Below are 17,363 nucleotides of genomic sequence, written 5' to 3' on the forward strand. Positions count from 1 at the left end.
AAAGGATAAATTAGATGATTGACTTAACAAACGAATTACCTAAATTACATAATCTAGCTCAGCAGCACAAAAATAATTCATTATTATTTAAATTTTCATTTAATGGGCTAAAAATCAAATGCATATTTTTTTCACAACCACAAACATTTATGATAGGTATCACAGATAAAAATGTTGCATGGCAAAGTGAAATATCAAATGATATGTTAAGTGAAAAAATTCCTTATGAAGCTTACCAAACAATTAGCAGATTTTTAAAAATTGGTGGTCAATATTCAAATAAAGCTTTCTTTGAAAAATTGAAACAACATCTCAATCTGATTAATGAAAATGCTTATTCACCAGATAATAAAGATATAAATCAATTAATAAAAAATTGTAAAACAGCAGACAAAAAATATGATTCAGAAGGTGAACGACCTTTTTTTGACCATTGGCGAAGAACAAAGCCGAGCTTTAATTCATTAAACAAGATTCAACGTTATTTTGGTAAAGAAATTAAAGATTATTGCTATAAACAAAAAATTACTGCAGTTTGGTCAGATACACCTAAGAAAGATAGTTTAATTTTTGTGAAGTCTAAAGATAATATTATTGGGTCAATGCCTGCAAATTTTAGTACAAAGGGTTATTAATAAAATGAGTTATATACAAAAAATTACCACAGAAATACCTTATTCCAAAAAAAAATTAAATATTGAGTTACAAGGGAAAAACTTAATTCTAACGGGTAAAAATGGTAGTGGTAAAACCCAGCTTATCAATTTACTACATAACTTTTTAGAAAAACGGATTGTTCAACAAAAAAATGATTTTCAAGAATTAACGTTAGAATTGATAAAAGCTAGACAATACAGTGAGATTTTGAGTAAATCAGATGCAAATTACGATTTATATTTTAAATCCAAGAAAGAACTTGAAGCTGAAATTCAAGATATACTAAACCCAATTATTGAAACATCTGATATTGAATTGTTGATAGCTAATTATAACGATGGCAAAGTAGTTTGTTTGAAATTTGAAGCGACTCGTCAAGCTAAAATAGAAAATACAGAATCAGTTAAAAGCATTGAAAGTTTAAAACAACAAAATAGTAGTCTCAATAAATCAGATGCACTTTATTTTGAACAATATCTAGTTAGTTATAAAATTCAGCAAGCTTATGCTAATTCAAAAGAAATCGGAAATAATCAGCAAGAAGCCGAAAATATTCAAGTTTGGTTTAACAAACTTGAAGATGACTTTAGAGCATTATTTGAAGATGATCAGCTTTCTATAGAATTTGACTACAAGAATCAACGCTTTCTTATCCATCAGCCAGATAAAGAGCCTTATGGTTTTCAGCAATTATCTTCAGGATTTTCTTCAATATTAGCAGTCTACGCTGAATTGTTGACCAAAATTAGATTAAGAGATCTGACACCCGATGAATTAAAAGGAATTGTACTAATTGACGAAATAGATGCACATCTGCATCCATCCTTACAACGTAAAATCTTCTCTTTTTTAACTCATGCTTTTCCTAATATTCAATTTATTATCGCAACTCATTCACCATTCGTTGTTTCTTCAGTGGATAATGCTGTTATTTTTGATTTGTCTACATTACAAGCAGTTAACGAAAATTTATTTATGTATTCCTATGAAGCGATTCTTGAAGGTTTATTTAACATATTACCTAGTCCTGAGATGTTAAGTGATAAAATTAATCAAATAGGAAATCTTATCAGCAAAGAAAATATCGAAATCAATGAATTAAAAAACTCGGTTCACGAAATTGAACCCTATGAAGAAAAGATAGACCCTGAATCATTAATGTTTCTGAAAAAAGCACAGTTATTGATAAAAAAAAACAAAAAGGATAATTGAATGTTTAATGTTGATAGAACTAAAGTTGATGTCCCAACCTCTTTAAAGAAAAGAACAAAGTATGATGAACAGGATGTATATGATGCATTGAAAACGATTTTTTTTGACAAATGTTATCTGTGTGAGACTAAAAACCCATTATCAGTAAATATTGAGCATTTACATGCTCATCAAGGTGATTTAGATAAAAAATTTGAATGGAATAATCTTTACTATGTTTGTGGGCGATGTAATAACGTTAAACTTGTAAAATATAACGAAATTTTAGATTGTTGTGATGAAAAAACAGATGTTTTTAAAGCTATTAAACTTAGCGTTCCGACCTCACCAAAAGCAAAAAAAATCCATATTCAAGCCATGGATGATGACCCAAAAACAATTATGACAAAAGAATTATTAAATGAGATATTCAATAAAAATAATACGTTAAATAAACAGATAACTGGTGCTTATTTACGAACATCCGTTTTTAAACAATATAATATTTTGCTAACACAATTAAATAAATTTTATGATGATTATTCCAGTGAAGAAGAAAAAGAAGAATCTTTAGCAAAAATCAAAGAGATGATTAAACGAGATAAACCCTATTCTGCATTTGTTAGATGGTGTATTTTAGAAGATGAAGAATTAGGCCCATTATTTGAACCATTAATGGATTAATTTTTTAAAATTGAAGAGCGTATTTCTTGTTAAATTTATAAATTTTAAAATATTTATAGCAAATTTATTTTTGTAAAAATCTTTAGTTACCTCATAATACACATGTCTGAAGAAATTGCGATATTGTACAAGGAAAACCAAATTTAATTATCTATGGACTAGTACAAATTAGTAAGAATCCTAACTAATAATTTTTAAAACCGTGTATATGTTTCTCAATTAAATGAACCCAGCTTGAAACACATAGTGGATTTTACTTAAAAAAAGGCCTCTTTTTGGTACTTTGCTTTGTATTACTACTCAAATTATATTCTTTTATTAGTTAGTAAATTATTAGTTAGTAAATCAGTAATTTCACTATTACCAGTGCGCTTAAGTCAATGGTTCTTATTTAAGAATTTAAAAATGTGGATGAAATTACTTTAGGCAATTTTAAAATCACTAGAATTTGAACATATAAAGCAATAGAAACAAAAATAAAAAACGAGGATTTCTCCTCGATGCGTTTTACCCTTTTACACACACTACCTGCCGTAATTGATGCACGATTTCCACCAGTTCTTTTTGGGCGGTCATGACGGCATCGATATCTTTGTAAGCCATGGGTATTTCATCAATTACGCTTGCGTCTTTTCGGCATTCAACGTGGGCGGTGGCTTTGATTTGGTCGTCTATGGTAAATTGCTTTTTTGCATCGGTTCGGCTCATTATTCTTCCTGCGCCATGTGAACAAGAACAAAAACTTTCTTCATTACCTAGTCCCCGCACGATATAGCTTTTGGTGCCCATTGAACCCGGTATGATGCCTAGTTCGCCTTTACGCGCTGATACTGCCCCTTTACGGGTAATAAAAATCTCCTCACCAAAATGCTGTTCTTTTTGCACGTAGTTGTGGTGACAGTTAACAGCGGATAGGTGTGTGGTAAATGGTTTGGTAATGATTTTGCGCATTGCGGCGATAACGTTATGCATCATGGCTTCACGGTTTAGCCTCGCAAATTCCTGTGCCCAATGTACGGCCTCAACATAATCTTGAAAATGCTCTGTCCCTTCCTGAAGATAAGCCAGATCTATATCGGGTAGATTTCTGATATGCACTTCCATATCTTTTTTAGCCAATTCGATAAAAAAGTTGCCAATAGCATTGCCTATGCCTCGTGAACCGCTATGCAACATTATCCACACGCTATCAGTTTCATCGAGACAGATTTCGATAAAATGGTTGCCGGTACCCAGTGTACCTAGATGTTTGTGATTCTTGGTTTTTAAGAAGCGTGGATATTTTGCGGTTAATTTTCCAAAACCCGGTAACAGTTGCTGCCAGTATTGATTGACAATTGGTGGTGGATTTTGCCAGCTACCGTTATCTCGTCCACGGTATTTGGGGGTCATGCCATGTGGCACGGCTTTTTCGATAATTTGACGCAAAGGCAATAAATTATCGGGCAAATCAGTTGCCACTAAAGAAGTTTGTACAGCAATCATGCCACAGCCGATATCCACGCCCACGGCTGCCGGAATAATTGCGCCCATGGTTGGGATAACACTTCCGATTGTTGAACCTTTACCGATATGGACATCGGGCATGACGGCAATATGTTTAAAGATAAATGGTAATTGGGCTGTTTTGATTAGCTGGTTTTTGGCTTCATCTTCGACCGATACGCCTTGTGTCCACATTTTGATTGGTTTTGCATTTTCCGCTTGCAACAAATTATATTGAGTCATTTTTATTCCATGGTTTTATCATGCCATGGTTGATGGCATGATTTTGTGTTTTTGTTTTCTATATTTTTGGTTGGATATTGATTAATCCATGCAATATCTGATCCAGTCCGCCAACTACGGAAATTTTGTTAATGCGTTCGGCGATGCGTTCGAGTGTTTCCATTTCTTTTAAACGCAAGGCCACTGGATTGTTTTCCATTACGCGGGCGGTATTGAGCAGGGAGCGGGTGGCGGAAGTTTCTTCACGCCGGCGAATGACATTGGCCTGTGCCGCTTTTTCTGCTTCCACTACCTGCGAAAGTATGATTTTCATGTCTCCCGGCAGTATGATGTCTTTGACGCCGACACTAACTGTTTCGATGCCATAGCCAGCCATATTGGTTTGCATATGAGCGTTGATTACTTCATCGATTACCGTTTTGTTTTCCAGTAATTCATCCAGTGTGCGTGTGCCAATCGCTTCACGCAGTGCAAATTGTAATTGCCGGTACAATAGATCTGTCGGCTGTGCAACTTTGGCATAGGCGGTTAATACATCGGTGTAGCACCAGTTGGCCACTAGATTGATACGCAGATTGACTTTGTCGCGGGTGAGTATTTCCTGACCAGAGATTTCTTTGGTCTGCAAGCGTGTATCGACGATGTCAACGCTGATTTCACGATTGAAACGCCAGTAGGCGGTAATACCGGCATCTAACAGTTTTTCCACTTTGCCATTTACTTTCAGTACGCCAAGGTGATAGGCTGGTATTTGGGCAATCAGTACGCTGCTGTCTCCCAGCACTTCTTTTTGGCGCAATTTGGGCTGTAATAGCTGCTGCACCATTTGTTCAGACAATTGATAGCCATCGGTTAGCTCTATGGTCTGCATGTGTTGCTTGCAGTTATTCTGCCAATATAGGCGTTTGGTACCCGGTGGCAGGATTTCTACCAATAAATCATCTTCAAATCGTAAGCCGGCCTGATTGGCGCCCACCTGCATCTGCACGCAAAATTGTGCCATTTGTGCTGGTGCGTTCTGCTCTATCGATGCTGCCAGTACGTCGTTAATGCGGCTATCCTGTAATTTGAATTTGCCCAGTATCAGTTTATGTTTAAATTCACACATGCCGAATACGGATTTGGGCGGAATAATCTGCACAAATTGGTTATCCACAAACAGGGTACCAATCTGTTCGTCAGTAAAATAATGCAGTGTTAGAGTGTTTAAGCCTTTTATTACTTTGCCGGTATTTTTAGCCTCAATAAGCTCTAGGGCTATTTCATCCGGCAAGCGGTAACCTTGTTGCAAAGTCACTTTTTTTAGTAATTGTGGTTTATAACTCTGCCAGTACACTGTTTTGGTAGTGGGCATTATTATTTCTACTAGTTTGTCTTCCTCATAGCGCAGGCCAATTTCATCCTCTGCGAGGCTGACGTGATGACAATATTTTTCTACCAGTTGTGGATAAAAATTGATAAGTTTGTTGGCGGTGTCCGGCTCAATTTGTGTATCGGCCAAATCCACCTGATCAAAAGTTATTATTGAAAAGGGATCCCAGAAAGTATACCGGCCTGCGGTGATGATGTTATCAATCTCACCGCGTTTTCTGACTATGGCTAGTTCACCCTTTTTTACATCTATGATGGTCAACATTTTAATTCTCCTGTTGCGGCAGCCAGCAAACAGGATGAACACATTCAAACGGATTAAGTAACGAAATAACAGGGGAAAGATTAAGCTGCATAAGCTAGAAACTGCCTGTTTATGCTTTTTAATTTTTTGCCTGCTATCCGGTTTTTTTATCCGGATAAATCATCTTAAGCTGATTTTGTCCGGTTAAGCGGTTTTTCCTGTGCCTAAGCTTTAACTAATAGCTTATTTCTGTTTACTGGCTGGTATTGCTTTTTACAACAAAGTTTTATGAAAAGGATTTGAAACAGGAATCGAACCTGCTACAAATTGGATCAGTTCCAATTGCTCTACCAGTGAGCTATTCAAATATTCTCCGTTGGGAAGAGTTGTCTGTTCTACGCAGGAATACATGTTGATAATGTAAGTGAGCTGGTTTGTACCTGTTCTGGCTACATTCGCTATGCACCTGACTGCCCTATCAGACAGTCTGTATGACAGACACCATTCTTACTGCAATTTCTGTACCAAGTGGGAATTTTTTTGAAATAAAATTTATAAGTAATTATTTTTAATATTTAAATAAATATCTTTTAAGTTTTTATGCTCATTTTTATCGTATAAAATACATCCTTTTTTTATATTTTTATATATAATTTTATGTATATTTATAAATGATAAGAAAGATGAGATGAATAAGAGAAACGTTGTTTTTGGCTTTTTGGGTAATGTTCTAGACCAGCGCGGCAAGGGGAGAAAACGCTGGGGGCGTTGGCGGCCTACGGTAGATGTCTGCAATCATCCAGAATTGCCGGTTTCACGCCTTGAGCTGTTGTATAAAGCCTGTGATAAGAGATTACTGACTGAAATTGTGCAGGATATTCACACTATTGCGCCGCTGACTCAGGTGAATCCGGTTGAGGTACGGATAAGCGACCCGTGGGATTTCGAAGAGGTGTATACCTGTTTATTGGATTTAGCCAAAAGTTATCAGTTTGATGCTGAAGCGGAGAATTATTTTTTAAACATCACGACTGGCACGCATGTGATGCAAATTTGCTGGTTTTTGTTGGCGGAATCACGCTTTTATCCGGCTAGATTGTTGCAATCTTCCCCTCCTGAAAAAAATACAGCCAAGGCGGAAAATGTGTTGTCAGTAGCTGAAGAACACCAGCATCTGTGCAGTAGAGGGCAAGTTAATATTATTGATTTGAATCTGCATCGCTACGACCAGATTTTGACGCGTTTCCAGCAGTATGCCAGTCAGGCGACTGAGTTACTTAAATCTGGTATTGCCACGCGAAATCAACATTACAATCAGTTAATTACTGAAATAGAACAGGTGGCCAGCCGTTCGCATGCGCCTATTTTGCTGTGTGGCCCTACTGGTGCGGGTAAATCATTTCTGGCTAAGCAAATTTACCAGCTTAAGCTGAATCAACATCAGTTAAGCGGGCAGTTTGTGGAAATTAATTGTGCTACGCTGAGCGGCGATAATGCGATGTCTACTTTGTTCGGTCACAGCAAAGGGGCGTATACGGGTGCCAGTACGGCCAGAAGCGGCTTACTGAAACAGGCGGATAATGGTTTGTTGTTTCTGGATGAAATTGGTGAATTGGGGCTGGATGAGCAGGCTATTCTGCTGAAAGCGATTGAGGAAAAACGATTTTATCCGCTTGGTTCGGATAAGCTAGTATCGAGTCAGTTTCAGTTGATAGCCGGTACCAATAGAGATTTAAAGCAGGCTATTGCGGCAGGTAAGTTTAGGGAGGATTTGTACGCGCGCATTAATTTATGGAGCTATCAATTGCCTAGTCTGGCGGAACGCAAGGAAGACATTGAGCCGAATATCGATTTTGAGCTGGCGCGCTTTGCACAGGAATATGGCACTATGCCGCGCTTTAATCAGCAATCTAGGAGCCGCTATGTGAATTTTGCCACGTCGGCTACTGCTTTGTGGACAGGTAATTTCCGCGAGCTTACTGCGTCTATTACGCGCATGGCGACGCTGGCCACTCAAGGTAATATTACTCTGGCGCAGGTTGAAGATGAAATTCAGCGTTTACAGCGACATTGGCAGCAAAACACTTCTAGGGATGCGCTGATTCCGGCTGAATTAGATGAGTTTGACCGCTATCAATTGGAAAAAGTGCTGGAAGTATGCCGCAAGAGCCGAACTTTATCTGAAGCTGGCCGCTATCTGTTTGCGGTGTCAAGAGCGCAGAAACAGCGTGCCAATGATGCTGACAGACTGAAAAAATATCTGGCTAAATATGATATAAGTTGGGAACAAATAAAAAACTGATCTTGTTAAAACCTTTTAGCTACCGGAATTTAGAAATAGATATTTACTCTAACTGGTGTCTGAATTAAATAACGTGATTATCATAACCGGCCTAGGAGCAAAACCTGATACAGGCCGGCTATTGAAATAATTAACAAACCATTTGTTGCAATAGCTTCCGGAAATCTTCTCCAACTAAAGGATGTTTCAAACCATAAGCTACGGTAGCCTCAAGATAACCAAGCTTATCACCACAATCATAGCGGGTACCGCTGAATGCATACGCAATCATCTTTTGTTCAGTTAGCAGGCGGGCAATTGCGTCCGTAAGCTGAATTTCACCTTCAGCACCACGCGGTAAATTAGTTAGAAAATCAAATACCCGTGCAGACAAAATATAGCGCCCTACTACACCTAGATGTGAAGGTGCATCATCAGGATGCGGTTTTTCGACTATGCTCTGGATATAATCATCCGTATCTTCGCGGGCGATTTCCACGATGCCATATGCACCAGTCTGCTGCGGGTCAATATTTTCCACGCCCAGTACATTACAGCCTGTACGATAATAAACCTCCATCATCTGGCTTAATGCTCCCGGCTGGGCATCTATCAGGTCATCAGCCAGAACTACGGCGAAATTTTCTTTACCTATGGCCGCACGGCTGCATAATACAGCGTGTCCCAGCCCCAGTGCTGAAGGCTGCCGGATATACAGACAGGTAACATTGGGTGGCAAAATATCCTGCACAAAATCTAGTAGTTTATTTTGGTTACGATATGCCAGCTCGGTTTCTAACTCATACGCTTTGTCGAAATGGTCTTCAATACAGCGTTTATTACGGCCGGTAATAAAAACCAGCTCGGTACAGCCGGCTGCCACTGCTTCTTCAACGGCATACTGAATCAGTGGTTTATCCACAATCGGAAGCATTTCTTTAGGGCTGGCTTTAGTAGCCGGTAAAAAGCGGGTACCCATCCCCGCCACAGGAAATACACATTTACGAATTGGTTGTATTTTCATCAGTTCTATTCTTTTATTCCCAACATAGTCATCAATGCGCTTTGATCCAATATGGTAACACCAAGTGCTTCCGCTTTGGCCAGCTTACTGCCCGCATCTGCTCCAGCCACTACAAAATCGGTTTTCTTTGACACACTGCCACTTACTTTCCCACCACATTCTTCAATATGCTGCTGAGCCACATCGCGCGACCAGCTAGGTAAAGTGCCAGTAAGCACAAAGGTTTTACCGGCTACGGCTTCATTGACTGCTGATGTAATTTGCTCCGGCTGAACGGCAAGCAACTGCTCGCGCAAAGCTATAGTTTGTTTTAATAATTCATGATTTTGTGGTTCAGCACACCACAGCTGCCAGCTTTCGGGTAAAGCTTTGTCGGTAAAAAGCTTAGCCCAATCCATACCGGCCAGTTGCCATAATTTCTGTGCTCGCGACTCAGTTAGATTTGCTCCTGGTAAGCGTGCGAGTATACGCTCAGGAATAAAATAATCTTGCAGTGGCAAACGACGGGTTTCCGGCTGAGGTTGCACACCGGCAGCAAGCAATTCCTTTAACTGGCTGGTTTGATCTTCCTGACTGAAAAAATAAGCCACAGAATGTGCTACTACACTGCCTATATCTGGCAAACAGGCTAATAAAGGCTGGGTAGCCTGTGTCAGGGTAGTCAAATCACCGTAAGCCTGTGCCAATTGTTTGGCCGTACGTTCGCCCACATGGAATATGCCTAAAGCATAGATAAGATTAGCAAGCGGGCGCTGACGGCTAGCCTGAATACCAGCAAGAATATTTTCAGCCCATTTGGAAGGCTGCTGCTTGGCCGCTTTACCGGTTGTAGATAAAGCAAGCTCATCTGCCGCAGCCTCTTCACTATTGGCCGCTTCCTGTTTAGCCTGCTGTTTCATCGCTAGTAAATCATCTAGTTGCAGGTGATAGACATCAGCAAAATGATGAACGCGTTTCTGAGCTACCAGCAATTCAATTTGGCGATCGCCCAGATTTTCGATGTCCATGGCACGACGTGATGCAAAGTGAATCAGCGCCTGTACCCGCTGTGCCTGACACAGCATGCCGCCACTACAGCGCGCTACTGCTTCGCCCTCTTCGCGCACAATTTCATGACCACAAACAGGACAATGCTCCGGCATACGAAATGGCGGATACTTTGGTACTGCTTCTGCAGGCGTGATTAAATCGGTTTGTTGTTCCACCATCGGCCGCTGTGCCAGCACCACCGATACAATTTCCGGTATCACGTCACCAGCACGGCGCACAATCACGGTATCACCCTCGCGCACATCTTTGCGCTGAGCCTCACCTTCATTATGCAATGTAGCATTTGTCACGGTCACACCGCCGACAAATACCGGCGTTAATCGCGCCACCGGTGTTACCGCACCGGTTCTTCCCACCTGTACATCAATGGCTTCTACCGTAGTCAACATTTCCTCAGCTGGAAATTTTTGCGCAATAGCAAAGCGCGGTGCGCGTGCCACATAGCCCAGTTTGTTTTGTTGTTCCAGATTATCAACCTTAATCACCACACCATCGATACCAAATGGTAAATCAGCACGCACCTGATAAATATGTTCATAAAAGGCAAGTATTTTTTCGATATTGGCGTGATAACATAAAGTATCTTGCGGCGGAATGGTTAAGCCCAAACGAGCCATTAAAGCTAATTCTTCACTGTGACTTGCTACGGCAAAGTGTTCATCCAGTTGTGCCACACCATAAGCATAGAAATGCAAGCGTCGTTGCGCGGTAATTTTTGGGTCAAGCTGGCGCAAACTGCCGGCGGCGGCATTACGCGGATTGGCGAAAGTTTTCAGATTTTCTGCCTGCTGGTGCGCATTGAGCCGCTCAAAATCGGCTTTCAGCATCAGCACCTCACCCCGCACTTCGAGCACACTGGGTACATCGTTTCCTTGCAGGCGCAAAGGAATATTGATAATGGTGCGTACATTTTCGGTTACGTCTTCGCCCGTATAGCCATCGCCACGAGTAGAAGCCTGTATCAATAAGCCTTCCCGATAAAGTAGACTGATGGCCAGACCATCAAATTTCGGTTCCACAATATAATCAGGCTCAGCACCCAGACCATCACGCACACGCTTATCAAAAGCATACATTTCGCTGTGGTCAAACTTATTATTATCGTCCAGCGGTGAAAATGCGTTATTCAGCGATAACATTGGAATCTGATGCACCACTGCAGTAAATTTTTGCTGCGCCTGCCCACCCACACGTCTGCTCGGGCTGTCTGGCTGGCGCCATTGTGGATACTGTTCTTCCCATGCTTGTAACTGTCGAAACAGCCGGTCATATTCAGCATCTGGGACAGTAGGCGCATCCAAATCATAGTACTCATGGGCATAGCGATTGAGCAGTGCAGTTAAATCAATTATTTGCTGTTCGCTTACTGAATCCATAGCAGTCTTTCCTTAAAGCAGCTAAAAAAAATGGCAAACCCCATTCTGCGGCTTGCCATCTCTTCTTTAATTAAAATCTCAGGCAATATCAGGAAAACAGTCTTTTTGCCAGTTCACTTCCGGGCTCCAGCTCAACTTGCTTCATTTCTTTCTGCCGGTCAATCACATAACGGCGCACTTCTCGCAGCCATTCAGTGGATAATTCTTCCACTTTATCATTAACCAGATCCAGTCCCAGCTGACTAGACAGCTTAACTGCTATATCCATAAACTGATCAAAACATTTTTCGCCGTTCGGTATATGTACTATATCAAATAACATACTGAATCCACGATAATTTTGATTTGCTAACAAAGTGGATGTAAACGGCGTGTTATCCAAGGTAACAATATTAAACAAAGGTTCACCATCACTACCGGCATAAAAAAACGCCCCATCGTGCCCAAGCTCAAAACCCTGTTTTTCCACCGCCGCGCGCAACTCCATTCCACTAACATTGCTACGCGATACTAGATGAATGGCAATGGTCTGATCAACACGGGCGCACAGCTCATCCAGCGGCCGCGCCACATCGAGGAAAGTGTTAATATCAGTTAACAATAACTGACCATCCATCTGCTCAGCAAAGCGATTTGCTTGTTCACCAAAGTGAGCCAGCTCTTCATGGGTCAGCAGACCGCTACGACTGATTGCCTGTAAACCAACCACAAATCCCTGATAGTAAACACTAGGAATCGGCTCAGCTATCTGATACCGGTCGTCCATGGTGCAGCCCACCAGCCTAAAACGGGAACGGCTGCTCAAGCGCGGCATAGCGTGCAATTCTTTCGGTTCGTACAAAGCAATATAAGCCAGATAATCAAAACGAACATCAAACCATGGCAGTGGCTGTTTGGACATATCGTGTACGTCCAGCAAAGTTTTACGTCCTTTTACTGCAACAGTACGTGATAAAGGCGTCATCTGTGTATGTTCAGATGTATTTTCTGCTGCAATCTCTTCAGAATTCGCTGCCGGCACAGGCTCTACCGCCTCAATGATTTCTTCTTCCGCTACCAGCCCTTCAGAGGCTTCGGGCACAGCGTTTTCACCGGTAAATATGGTTTCAGCCTGCTCCGCCACAGCATCTGCATCTTTATCCGCCTCAGGCTCTGGCACCATGGCTTTGGTATTCAGCACCGACTGTGCTTCTGCACCATCGCGCACTGAATTTACCTGACTGTCCAGTAAAGCATCTTTATTGGCATGACCAAACTGATCACGCAACTGCTTGCGGTATTGGCTTTCCTGATAAATATTATAAGCCAGTACCGCCAGAATAATGGCTGCACCCACCACCAGCACAATCAATACAGAATCACTCATTACATTCCTACTAGACAATTTGCGAAAGCCGCAATTTAATTAACAGTTAACCAGAATTATAACCAAAAATACCACCCACAGGCAGCTTTAAGCTACAAAGGCCATTGATAATCCGTGATTACTGGCAAATGATGCTCACAGAGCCGCTGCCACTGAAAAAAATGCCCTGGGTCAGACTTACGTCCCGGCGCCACATGCTGATGTCCAGTAATCGCGCGTATCGGATAACTGGCACATAATGCTTGCAACAACTCAATTAGCTGTGCATATTGAAACTCTGTAAATGGTTCAAAATCGCAGCCTTCGAGCTCAATACCAATCGAAAACGCATTACAGCCTTCTCGCCCCTCAAACCGCGATACGCCCGCCTGATATGCTGCATCATCACAGGATACAAACTGCACTAAAGCACCACTGCGCTCAATCAAGAAATGACTGGATACGCGCAAAGCAGTAAGCGAGCGCATAAAATCATCCGGTTCATCCGCTTTAATCTGATTGGTAAACAGCCGCTGTACCGCTTTCTGCCCATATTCAAAGGGTGGCAGGGAAATATTATGTAACACAATTAGCGATATATCGGCCGGCTGCGGGCGTGGACTAAAATTCGGCGACGGTGTATGCGTACATTGCTGCCACCACCCATTTAACCATTGCGGCTTATCTTCGCCCTGCATCTGTTTCGCCTTTGTGATAAAAAATGCTTACCTTAATACAGCTCCGTTTACCCGTCCACTACTAACCAAAAACGAGACCCACAAAGCATTTAGAGTAAAGCTTTGGCTGCCAATATAGCAGGCAAAATGTCATGAATCAGATTTTTCTGTTACAGAAACAATCATATAAACAACCAAACCAATAAAATACTTGCCAAGCACGCTAATATCTGGTTTAATGCGCACTCTTCCCCGATGGCCAGATAGCTCAGTCGGTAGAGCAACGGACTGAAAATCCGTGTGTCGGCAGTTCGATCCTGCCTCTGGCCACCATTAATAACCGCCAAGAGCGGTTATTTTTTTGTTTTCAATAAAACAATTTTTATTAAAATATAAATCAATCTTTGATCATAATTGTGGCAAATTTTTCTATAGTTTGGGGAAACAATGATTGGCAATATCAGCCAATTGCCAGTTAAATGATATTGGTATAATTAACTTTTTAAGTCTACTATATTTAAAGTAACCGAAGAAAATTTAGTTTTAAACTTTCAACAGGGCTAAGAGCATCTGATGGAAGCGGTTTTTATTTTCCCCTAATGCCGCGAAAAACTGCTGGTCTATGTGCTCGACTAAAGGCACGGTTTGATTGGCTTTGTCGAAGCCGGCTGGTGTGAGGGTAATGGATTTGGCGCGGCTGTCTCTGCTGGAAACGCTGCGGATGATATAGCCCTTTTTTTCTAGATTTTCCAGTATTTGTGAGATGGTCATGACGTCGATATTGGTTTTATCGGCGAGTAAGACTTGTGTGATTTCTTGCTCATATTGTGACAAATAGGCAAGTGTGGCTAGTACGATAAACTGGGGATGGGTGATGTGCTGCTGTTTGAGACAATTTTTTATTTGGTTGTGCCAGGACGAATAAGTTTTCATGAAAACAAAACCAATTGAATCGCTATCTTTGGTAAATTGTGTATGAAATTTATTGTCCTGACTCATTTTTTAGTTCTCGACGAGATGTTTCAATGCGTATGCTTTGTCCATAATATCATCAGAAATTTGTTTTAGAAAATCACGAGTTGCGGCATTATCAAGTTTTTCATCAGGAATGAGCGCAATTTCAGCTTTTAAGGCATATTGGTCTTTTGATAGCTGCACTATCTGATGGGAAAAATATAATAAGCCGATATCGGGCATATTAAATTCTTCAGTAAATTCCTGATTGGTTATGACTTTTGAAAGTGTTATAGACATTGCGGGCATATGCTGAATTTTAAACATGCCCTGTACGCCGGTTTTGAGTTCGCCTGTAAGGCGAAATTCTTCTAGATCGGTTTCCCACTGCTGTCTTAATGCGATTTCAGTGAAGTAAGGCCAGATTTTTTCTGGTGTAGCTGTGGTTGGCAAAGTGAAAGTGATTGCTATTTTGTCCATTGTTTTCCCTTTTTGATAAGTAAACTTATTATATGTGTACTTATAATAAGGAGCAACAAAAATATTGTTGTGATTTATTCCTGCTAAATGTTTGCGGCTGTTTATGTTTTATACAAATCTGCTCTTTCAGCCAATTTGTCCCTACTCTTCTGCGGCTGGCAATTATTACCTGCTGAGTTTGACAAAATATATCTGACAATCAGATACGATTAGAAAAATATTTATAAATCATACCTATATTTATAAATGAAAATAATTATTATTATCTTTTAAAAAGCGTTAATCATGTATAGAATGTGTTTGTCAGCAGGCAGTTAACTGAGCGGGCAATGCTTGATGGCTGCCGCTGTGTTATCACGATAATGGGAGAAATTGATATGCAATCTGACCAAGCCGCGCTACAGCAACCCTACCCTTCTGCATCAGATGACTATGTACCGGACGGATTGCATACAGAAGGCACAGGGAAGCAGGTATTTGATTTTTTGGAACGTATCCGGCGTAATTTATTTGCAGGTGCGGTGGATAAAACAGCTCTCTTTTATGCTGGTCAGGCCATTAGTTATCCACAGATGGGTGAACAGGTGGCCAGATTCATGCAGGCATTGCAACAAAAAGATTTACAAGCTGGCGCGGTGGTGGCGGTGTGTCTGCCTAAAAGCGCGGAGCATGTGTATGCGGTGGTGGCATGTGCGCTGCTGGGCATTATTTGGTTACCGGTGGATATGGACGCCCCACCGGCACGGCGTATGTATTTGCTCGACAATAGTGAGGTTGATGTTGTGATTGCACAAGCACATATTGCTGGTCGCCAATGTATTGTGCTGGATGAGCTACCGACAGCTCCGTTAATGCCGGTGCCGGAATGCCGCTACCGGCTGGACAGAAGTGCGGCTTATTATTTGTATACTTCCGGCAGTACGGGAGTGCCTAAATGTGTGGTTCTGAATAATCAGGCTACGGCGAATGTGCTCGAACACACAATCGACAGGTGGCAAGTACGGCAGGAAGATGTGTTGATGGCGGTAACGCCATTTCATCATGATATGTCGGTATTCGATGTGTTTACGGCGATGGCTCAGGGAGCAACGCTGGTAGTGCCGACGATAATGCAAGTGAAGGATGCGTGTGCATGGGCTGAGCTGGTAGCCGAACATAAGATTACAGTGTGGGTGAGTGTGCCGGCAATTGTGGATATGCTGTGCAGTGTGGCGCGGCCGGAGCAATTACAATCGTTGCGGCTGGTGGCACAGGGAGGTGATTATATTAAGCCTGCTCTGATTGAGTATTTACGCCAGCAACTACCACAGGCTCGTCTGTTTTCGCTTGGGGGGCCGACGGAAACCACTATCTGGAGTATATGGCATGAAATAACAGCACAAGATGTGGATGTGATTCCTTATGGTCAGGCCTTGCCATACAACCGCTACTATATTCTGGATGAAGCATTGCAGCCGTGTGCGCTTGGTGAGGTGGGGCAAATGTATATGTCAGGTGTGAATCTATCCAATGGTTATCTGCTTAATGGGCAGATGCTGACCAATGATTTTGTGCCGCTGGACTGCGCAGGCGGAAAAGTTGCATTACGTATGAGTGATCTGGGCTATATCCGTGAGGATGGCAATATTATTTTTGCGGGGCGTACGCAAGGTTATTTGAAGATTAAGGGGGTACGGATTTCGGCGGCAGAGGTGGAAGCGGTGCTGGCTAAATCCGGCGGCCTAGCCGATTGTGTGGTGGTGGGCTGTACGCATCCGGTAACAGCGATGCAGGAGCTGGTGGCCGTATATAAGCTGCCGGCGGGGATGGAGAATATGGATATTTTGGCGTTGAAAGAACATCTGCTGTTGAGCCTGCCTAAATCGCATATTCCAACGCGCTGGCTGGAGGTTGAGGAAATTCCGCTAACACGCAATGTAAAAATTGACCGCAAGCTGGTTCAGCAAATGGCACAGGAACAGTTGTATCCGTCTGCACCGCAGGCTGAGACCACTTCAGTGCAGGAGCAGACACTGACTGCGAATATTGTGGCGATTTTCCGCGACTTCCACTCGCAATCGGCTGCCAGTACCGAAAATATCACTGGACACACTGAGATTCTAGCGATGGGCATGCGACTGAAACAATTGATGCAGGTGGCTGGCCGGATTAAAAAGCAGTTTGATATTAAGCTTGAGGCGCCGTTGCTGCTGCGTTGTAAGACGATACAGGATGTGGTGCGACAGGTGCAGCAGAAGATGCGGCATTAGTGTTAGAAAATAATATCAATAAAGTGCTTAAAGTAGATTTAAGCACTTTATT

The 17,363-nt window shown here is 41.8% G+C and carries 13 protein-coding genes and 1 tRNA gene; 6 read left to right on the forward strand and 8 right to left on the reverse strand.

Going from position 1 to position 17,363, the window contains the following annotated elements; all coding sequences use genetic code 11:
- Nucleotides 1–14: 14 nt before the first annotated feature.
- From ACQP6D_RS08345 to ACQP6D_RS08355, 3 genes are read left to right on the forward strand one after another with little or no spacing between them, the layout of a single operon-like run.
- Nucleotides 15–635: a hypothetical protein gene (locus tag ACQP6D_RS08345; protein WP_427857922.1), complete on the forward strand. Its 621-nt coding sequence runs from the start codon at nt 15–17 to the stop codon at nt 633–635.
- A 4-nt stretch (nt 636–639) separates the two neighbouring features.
- Nucleotides 640–1,869, forward strand: coding sequence for an AAA family ATPase (locus ACQP6D_RS08350; protein ID WP_427857923.1), 1,230 nt, complete (start codon nt 640–642; stop codon nt 1,867–1,869).
- Complete coding sequence (locus ACQP6D_RS08355; protein ID WP_427857924.1) at nt 1,870–2,532, forward strand: hypothetical protein; 663 nt, start codon at nt 1,870–1,872, stop codon at nt 2,530–2,532.
- 507 nt (nt 2,533–3,039) lie between these two features.
- On the opposite strand, the gene ACQP6D_RS08360 is transcribed toward ACQP6D_RS08355, so the two are convergent.
- Together ACQP6D_RS08360 and ACQP6D_RS08365 are read right to left on the reverse strand one after the other, a co-directional pair.
- Nucleotides 3,040–4,260: an RtcB family protein gene (locus ACQP6D_RS08360; protein ID WP_427857925.1), complete on the reverse strand. Its 1,221-nt coding sequence runs from the start codon at nt 4,258–4,260 to the stop codon at nt 3,040–3,042.
- 58 nt (nt 4,261–4,318) lie between these two features.
- Entirely contained in the window at nt 4,319–5,896 is a 1,578-nt protein-coding gene (locus ACQP6D_RS08365; RefSeq protein WP_427857926.1) for a slipin family protein, read from the reverse strand.
- A gap of 667 nt (nt 5,897–6,563) precedes the next feature.
- Here ACQP6D_RS08365 and rtcR point away from each other — a divergent pair.
- Nucleotides 6,564–8,177 (forward strand): RNA repair transcriptional activator RtcR, encoded by a 1,614-nt coding sequence (gene rtcR, locus ACQP6D_RS08370; protein WP_427857927.1) that lies wholly within the window; start codon nt 6,564–6,566, stop codon nt 8,175–8,177.
- 130 nt (nt 8,178–8,307) lie between these two features.
- Here rtcR and galU read toward each other — a convergent pair whose 3' ends face one another.
- The 4 genes from galU to ampD form a co-directional block, all read right to left on the reverse strand.
- Nucleotides 8,308–9,174: a UTP--glucose-1-phosphate uridylyltransferase GalU gene (gene galU / locus ACQP6D_RS08375; protein WP_100151929.1), complete on the reverse strand. Its 867-nt coding sequence runs from the start codon at nt 9,172–9,174 to the stop codon at nt 8,308–8,310.
- Between the two features lie 11 nt (nt 9,175–9,185).
- Nucleotides 9,186–11,606, reverse strand: a complete 2,421-nt coding sequence (ligA, locus tag ACQP6D_RS08380) for an NAD-dependent DNA ligase LigA (protein WP_427857928.1) — start codon at nt 11,604–11,606, stop codon at nt 9,186–9,188.
- A gap of 88 nt (nt 11,607–11,694) precedes the next feature.
- Entirely contained in the window at nt 11,695–12,972 is a 1,278-nt protein-coding gene (locus ACQP6D_RS08385; protein ID WP_427857929.1) for a cell division protein ZipA C-terminal FtsZ-binding domain-containing protein, read from the reverse strand.
- 92 nt (nt 12,973–13,064) lie between these two features.
- Entirely contained in the window at nt 13,065–13,649 is a 585-nt protein-coding gene (gene ampD, locus ACQP6D_RS08390; RefSeq protein WP_100156541.1) for a 1,6-anhydro-N-acetylmuramyl-L-alanine amidase AmpD, read from the reverse strand.
- A gap of 236 nt (nt 13,650–13,885) precedes the next feature.
- Here ampD and ACQP6D_RS08395 point away from each other — a divergent pair.
- Nucleotides 13,886–13,961, forward strand: a tRNA-Phe gene (locus ACQP6D_RS08395).
- A 210-nt stretch (nt 13,962–14,171) separates the two neighbouring features.
- Here the strand turns inward: ACQP6D_RS08395 and ACQP6D_RS08400 are convergent.
- On the reverse strand, nt 14,172–14,561 hold the full coding sequence (locus ACQP6D_RS08400; RefSeq protein WP_427857930.1) for a MarR family winged helix-turn-helix transcriptional regulator: 390 nt from the start codon (nt 14,559–14,561) through the stop codon (nt 14,172–14,174).
- A 69-nt stretch (nt 14,562–14,630) separates the two neighbouring features.
- Complete coding sequence (locus tag ACQP6D_RS08405; RefSeq protein WP_427857931.1) at nt 14,631–15,062, reverse strand: hypothetical protein; 432 nt, start codon at nt 15,060–15,062, stop codon at nt 14,631–14,633.
- A gap of 377 nt (nt 15,063–15,439) precedes the next feature.
- Between ACQP6D_RS08405 and ACQP6D_RS08410 the strand changes: the two genes are divergently transcribed.
- Nucleotides 15,440–17,311, forward strand: coding sequence for a non-ribosomal peptide synthetase (locus ACQP6D_RS08410; protein ID WP_427857932.1), 1,872 nt, complete (start codon nt 15,440–15,442; stop codon nt 17,309–17,311).
- Nucleotides 17,312–17,363: the final 52 nt, after the last annotated feature.

It is taken from the genome of Snodgrassella sp. CS2, from assembly GCF_050310315.1.
Classification (GTDB): domain Bacteria; phylum Pseudomonadota; class Gammaproteobacteria; order Burkholderiales; family Neisseriaceae; genus Snodgrassella; species Snodgrassella alvi_E.

Coding starts and splice junctions, on each gene's coding strand:
- ACQP6D_RS08345 (WP_427857922.1), top strand. CDS start 15: ATGATTGACTTAACAAACGAATTACCTAAATTACATAATCTAGCTCAG.
- ACQP6D_RS08350 (WP_427857923.1), top strand. CDS start 640: ATGAGTTATATACAAAAAATTACCACAGAAATACCTTATTCCAAAAAA.
- ACQP6D_RS08355 (WP_427857924.1), top strand. CDS start 1,870: ATGTTTAATGTTGATAGAACTAAAGTTGATGTCCCAACCTCTTTAAAG.
- ACQP6D_RS08360 (WP_427857925.1), bottom strand. CDS start 4,260: ATGACTCAATATAATTTGTTGCAAGCGGAAAATGCAAAACCAATCAAA.
- ACQP6D_RS08365 (WP_427857926.1), bottom strand. CDS start 5,896: ATGTTGACCATCATAGATGTAAAAAAGGGTGAACTAGCCATAGTCAGA.
- rtcR (WP_427857927.1), top strand. CDS start 6,564: ATGAATAAGAGAAACGTTGTTTTTGGCTTTTTGGGTAATGTTCTAGAC.
- ligA (WP_427857928.1), bottom strand. CDS start 11,606: ATGGATTCAGTAAGCGAACAGCAAATAATTGATTTAACTGCACTGCTC.
- ACQP6D_RS08385 (WP_427857929.1), bottom strand. CDS start 12,972: ATGAGTGATTCTGTATTGATTGTGCTGGTGGTGGGTGCAGCCATTATT.
- ampD (WP_100156541.1), bottom strand. CDS start 13,649: ATGCAGGGCGAAGATAAGCCGCAATGGTTAAATGGGTGGTGGCAGCAA.
- ACQP6D_RS08400 (WP_427857930.1), bottom strand. CDS start 14,561: ATGAAAACTTATTCGTCCTGGCACAACCAAATAAAAAATTGTCTCAAA.
- ACQP6D_RS08405 (WP_427857931.1), bottom strand. CDS start 15,062: ATGGACAAAATAGCAATCACTTTCACTTTGCCAACCACAGCTACACCA.
- ACQP6D_RS08410 (WP_427857932.1), top strand. CDS start 15,440: ATGCAATCTGACCAAGCCGCGCTACAGCAACCCTACCCTTCTGCATCA.